The organism is Atribacter sp., from assembly GCF_035418125.1.
In the GTDB taxonomy this organism is placed as follows: domain Bacteria; phylum Atribacterota; class Atribacteria; order Atribacterales; family Atribacteraceae; genus Atribacter; species Atribacter allofermentans.
Window position 1 is genome coordinate 1,372 of record NZ_DAOLQM010000116.1, and the last position, 5,205, is coordinate 6,576.

Here is a 5,205-nt window from a genome sequence, read left to right on the forward strand (position 1 = left end):
AATCTCATCCTTTAAAATATTTTAAAAAACAAAGAAATATAAAAGATGAGATCCTCGCGCGGGAAAGCACCGCTCAGGATGACACCTTCGATGTCAGATGAGATCCTCACGGCTTCGAAAAACGAAGCCTCAGGATGACGGATTAAAGAATTTATTGATGATATTTACAGGATAGACCTTCATGTTATTCAACAGCACCAAATGAGGATGAAAATGAGTTACCCTCTCACCTTAATCCTCTCCCACCAGGGAAGAAGAAAAAAGGAAAAAGTGTTTTTCCTCCTAGCAAAAAACTGAAGGGGCGAGTGTGAGAGGGGGTGATAAGAATGAACAAGTTGTTTCTCACTGCTCACAACTCACCCCTTACTTCATTTTTAAAAACTATGATTGGTTACAAAATGACGTTTTGTTGTTTTAAGGTATTTTGTAATAGCTTGATATCAAGATTGGGAAGTTTTTCAATATAGTTATTTAGAGAAAGGGCGGCAGCAGTTCCTGCTGCTTGGCCGATTGCCATACTGGTCGGCATTACCCGAGTTGATGCCTGGGCATCATGAGTTGCGGAAATGCACCGACCAGCAACCAGCAAATTGTCGGCACCCTTTGGAATAAGTGACCGATAGGGAATAGTATAGGCATCATCCAGCTCAATCCAAGTTCCTTTGTCTCCAAAAGGATCATGTATATCAATGGGGAATGATCCTTTACAAACTGAATCGGTAAACTTTCTCCCTTCAACGATATCCTCACGAGTGAGAACATATTCACCGATGATTTTTCGGCTTTCCCTCACTCCAATCACACTCGATGAAGCGAGAATAAAACAATCTTCAAAACCAGGAACGTATTTTCTCAAGGTTTCGGTGAGAGAATACACCTGCTTTCGTGCTGATTTTTCGGCATGAGTTAAATCTTCAACAAAATTCCCATTGATTCTATTAACTCTGGTCGCGTTTATCGTCCATTCTCCTCTTCTTAAATCGGTAAAAAAGGTGACTTGATTTCGACCTAATTCCAGCTCTCCTTTAGCCTTGGCCTCGGCAATAATATTAAAAAATCCCGATCCGGCCAGCGGTTTCGATTCGTAGGTGGGCAAAACCGGTTCGTTTAGGGTAGGCATTGACAACCATTCAAACTGGTCTTGATTTTGCAAAATATATTCACGGGCTCTTTCGGTATCAATTCCTCCCAGGGTATACATGACACTAACTGGTTGACATACTCCATCTTCTTCCCGGCCGAGAACGTAATCAAAACCTGCTGCAGCGGCAACATCACCATCTCCACTGGCATCAATGACGATTTTGGGAGTGAAGATATAACGTCCTGACTTGGTTTCAGCAACGATATTTTTTATTCTTTTATTTTCTAAGACGGCATCGGTGACCAAGGTATGAAGGAGCAATTCAACCCCGGCTTTTTCCGTTTCCACAACCAGTAAATATTTCAATATCTCCGGATCAAAAACCGTGATATGTCCGCCGGTTCCATGAGTGTCTTGTTGGCTATTTTTTCTAATGACCCGATCTCTCTTGTTGGGATTTTCAAAATTTGGGCAAGCAAAGGGGCCAAGAGCTGCGTGCAGTGAATGCATGCCTTGAACTATTTCTCCAAAAATACCATCGATTACCTTTTTGTTCCTAACGTAACTGGTCATAAATGGCTTCACCATACCAGCAGTGGCCATACCACCTAATATGCCGTTTTTTTCCAGCAAAAGAGTTTGAGCGCCGTTTCGTGCGCTGGCAATAGCAGCGGCACAACCAGCAGGTCCTGCACCAATTACTATGACATCTTTTGATATCGTGAAGGTTTTTCTTGGCATTAATTTTTCCTCCCTTATGAACTTCAGCTCATTTTGGAAATAGATTGCTCAATCTCCTTTTTATTTCATGATAAAGTCTTTTCTCTAATCTTTTTTCTAACACCTCATACCTATAATCATTCACCAATACAGTCTTTAACGTTCAATAAAAGTTATCCCCGCCTTTTAAAAAGACGGGGATCAAAGCAACCTCACAACCTATTGAAGTATTACGGTAACAGTGCCTCTAATTCCTTGGCAAGCTGGTCCATGCTTTCCTGTACTGGCTGACCCCTAAAGATAACATCGTGGCAGTAATTTCCGATCAAGTCAATGGCTTCATTTGATCGATCAAAAGGTGGCCAATAAACTTCAGCATAAGGTGCGACTAAAGCTTCCATTTGAGCTGCTGGGTTATTCTGAACGTATTCGTCCGAATTCAAGGTCGAAACTCGAACTGGGGTGTTTCCAGAAAGACCCATGCTCAAAGCACCTTTTTTAGAAGCCAGGAATCGAATATATTCCCAGGCCAGGTCTTTTTTCTGAGAGCCTTTTAAAATTGCCATCGACCACAGAGCAGCTGAACCGTGGTGAGGACCCTGGGCTTGCAGGTCAGGAGGCAACTCAGACTTAGTCAACATTGCCGCCCCGGCAATGTTGGATTTGGTTGGATCATTAAAAGTGACTCCATAGCTGGTGTTCCCATCATAGACCGTTGAACGATTCTCCATAAACAATTTTACTTCTTCGGCATATTCATAGGTATGAACATCCGGTGGAACGATTCCTTCCTGGTAAAATTTTTGCATATAGGACAGGCCTTCGATGGTTCCTGGAGTATTCACGGCTGGTTTTAAGTCATCAGTTATCAACCGAGAACCAAAATATCGTGCCCAGCGATCGAATATTTCAAAAATACTTCCAATAACACCTCTCCAGGCATAACCAAAAACTTTTTCTCCATTGGAGCGAGTAAATGTGCCCTTCTTGGCAATATCAAAAAGTTCTGGTCCAGTTACTGTTGGTTGATAAGCCACTCCGATTTCATCCAATATTTTCTGGTTGAACCACTGTATCCCGTTATAAACAACTCGAACTGGAATAGCATAAGGAACGTCTTTTATCTTGGTAACCGAAAGAAGACCTTCAGGATAATCATTGGGATAATCTTCCAAGGGTTTTTCTGCTAAATATTTATCCAACGGTTCGAGGAAATTGGCTACCCGGGGCACAAACCAGGGATCAAGAACATGGATGATATCTTCTTCAGTTCGGTTGAGAGGACCAAGAAGATTCAGCTTTTCCTGGGTTTTTGGGTTAGGGTAGGTTTGGTAAACGACTTTCACATTAGGATGAAGAGCTTCAAATTCTTCAATCAAATTATCCCCTTTAGCGCTTGGTTCTTGAGATGAGGCAGCATTTAAATGGACTTGATGTCCAATAATAATCAGCTCGATTTTATCCTGAGCGATTGCTCCAAACGAAACACTGAATATCACAACCAAAGCAACCAACATATAATGTAAAATTTTACTGTTATGCATCATTAATCCTTCCTTTCCTTGATCTGAATACCGTGAAACAAAACGGTATTATCACAATAACTCTTAAAATGCTCTTCTCATCAACTATTTACCTAAACACCCCCTTCCCAGTTATTTTCGTATTACTTACCCTCCTTGAAAAACCAACCCTCATTCCGAATAGCAAAAAAAGATTAAATATAAAATTTTCTTTCTATTGACTGATTCGAGGGATAAATGCACCCTGCTCTGCTAAGACTTTTTGCAATTTTTTCGTATCAACTTTTTTAGGGATAACACCATCTTGAATAGATATGGCAGCAGCTGTTCCCGCTGCTTCGCCCATACCAAAGCAAAAAGGCATTACCCGAATGGCACCGAGAGCCTCATGAGTTGCCGATACGCATCGTCCTGCTACCAAAAGATTATCAACTTTGAGAGGAAGCAAACATCGATAGGGAATTTCGTAATGGTGTCCTCGGGGTGGTTCAAATAAACCAAAAGAACCAGCTGGATCATGAATATCAACCGGGAACCCAGCGGCAACTACACAGTCATCGAAAGGAACACAATTATAGACATCTTCCACTTTTAATACATATTCACCCTGGATACGTCGACTTTCTCTGACACCAACTTGATCGGCTACTTCGACGACTTCAGCGTTATCACACCCTGGAATAAAACGGCGCATGAATTCCAAGGCTTCAAAAACTTGCCTTTGTCCTTCCATATGAGCCCGGGTCAAATCCTCAACGTTGGTACCGTCAACCCCCAGCATCCTGGTGTGATTGATGAGCCATTCGTCCCATCGGGTGGTTTGATAAAGACCGATCCGGTCGTGTGGGACTGAGTAATTCATTTCTATTCTGCCTTTTTTGATGATCTCTAAGAAACCATCTTCATCTTTTCCCACTGGGTAACTTTTTCGAACAAAAGTGATCAGCTTTTGAGAATCGACATTCCCAATTCGAAAGAAAAGCGACGACGGCTGCATTTTTTTATCCAGGTCTCTTCCTTTTTCCATGGGAACTCCACTTTGGGCGGCAACATCACCATCACCGGTACAATCTATATATCTTTGAGCTCGAATTGCCTGTATTCCTGATTTGTTGGCAATAAAAGCCTCTCGAATACTGGACGCTTCGCCGGCAGATGAAACCTGGGTTCCTAAAAATCGAGAATAGAGTTTTAATCTAACTCCAGCTTCCTGGCATAACTCAAAAGCAACCAATTTGAAGACATTGGGATCAAAAGGGGTCACGTGGTCATGTCCGATTTGATGAAAACTAGAATAGGGACTGGAAGCTGGTATGTTGGCAGGATGGATAGCTCCTCCCTTTTTCTCCATTCTGCGAACCACTTCATCAAAAATCCCCTTTACAATTTGGTCCTTGCCATCGCTACTGAAGCAAGTCATAAATGGCCCAACCAGCCCAATTGTTGCCATGCCTCCTAAGTTGCCGCTATTTTCAACCAGAGTTGTTTTCACTCCCTTTCTGGCTGAGGCCAGTGCACTGGCAAGACCAGCCGTGCCACCTCCAACTACTAATACATCGGTTTCTTCTACAACGGCTTGCTGAGTATATGTAACCTTTTCCATGAATACTCCCTCCAGATATATGAAATATTTTCTCTTTGTCTATTGCTTGACTGCTCCAAAACTCATCCCTTTGATCAAATAACTTTGTACCATCCAGGTAAGAATCAACATGGGAATAAGGTGAATCACCGCCGCTGCCAATAACATTCCCCACTCAACTCCCATGAAAGATCCCATAAATTCAGATAAAATGAGCGGTGCGGTGGCCGCTCTTCTACTGGTAAAAATAAAGGCAAATAAGTACTCATTCCAAGCGAAGATTGCGGTGAAAATAA

The 5,205-nt window shown here is 42.2% G+C and carries 3 protein-coding genes and 1 pseudogene; all 4 read right to left on the reverse strand.

From position 1 onward, the window contains the following. Window positions 1-391 precede the first annotated feature (391 nt). Window positions 392-1,825 carry an FAD-dependent oxidoreductase gene (locus tag PLK24_RS06895; RefSeq protein WP_324477594.1) on the reverse strand — a complete coding sequence of 478 codons (1,434 nt, stop codon included), beginning with the start codon at window positions 1,823-1,825 and terminating at the stop codon, window positions 392-394. A gap of 209 nt (window positions 1,826-2,034) precedes the next feature. Then, window positions 2,035-3,321 (reverse strand): ABC transporter substrate-binding protein, encoded by a 1,287-nt coding sequence (locus PLK24_RS06900; protein WP_324477596.1) that lies wholly within the window; start codon window positions 3,319-3,321, stop codon window positions 2,035-2,037. A gap of 220 nt (window positions 3,322-3,541) precedes the next feature. Beyond that, window positions 3,542-4,930 (reverse strand): FAD-dependent oxidoreductase, encoded by a 1,389-nt coding sequence (locus PLK24_RS06905; protein WP_324477598.1) that lies wholly within the window; start codon window positions 4,928-4,930, stop codon window positions 3,542-3,544. Between the two features lie 39 nt (window positions 4,931-4,969). Continuing rightward, window positions 4,970-5,205: pseudogene (locus PLK24_RS06910) on the reverse strand (carbohydrate ABC transporter permease); the annotation flags it as partial.

What these genes read in the sequence shown, in the direction of transcription:
- PLK24_RS06895 (WP_324477594.1), bottom strand. Translation starts at nt 1,825, where the DNA reads ATGCCAAGAAAAACCTTCACGATATCAAAAGATGTCATAGTAATTGGT.
- PLK24_RS06900 (WP_324477596.1), bottom strand. Translation starts at nt 3,321, where the DNA reads ATGTTGGTTGCTTTGGTTGTGATATTCAGTGTTTCGTTTGGAGCAATC.
- PLK24_RS06905 (WP_324477598.1), bottom strand. Translation starts at nt 4,930, where the DNA reads ATGGAAAAGGTTACATATACTCAGCAAGCCGTTGTAGAAGAAACCGAT.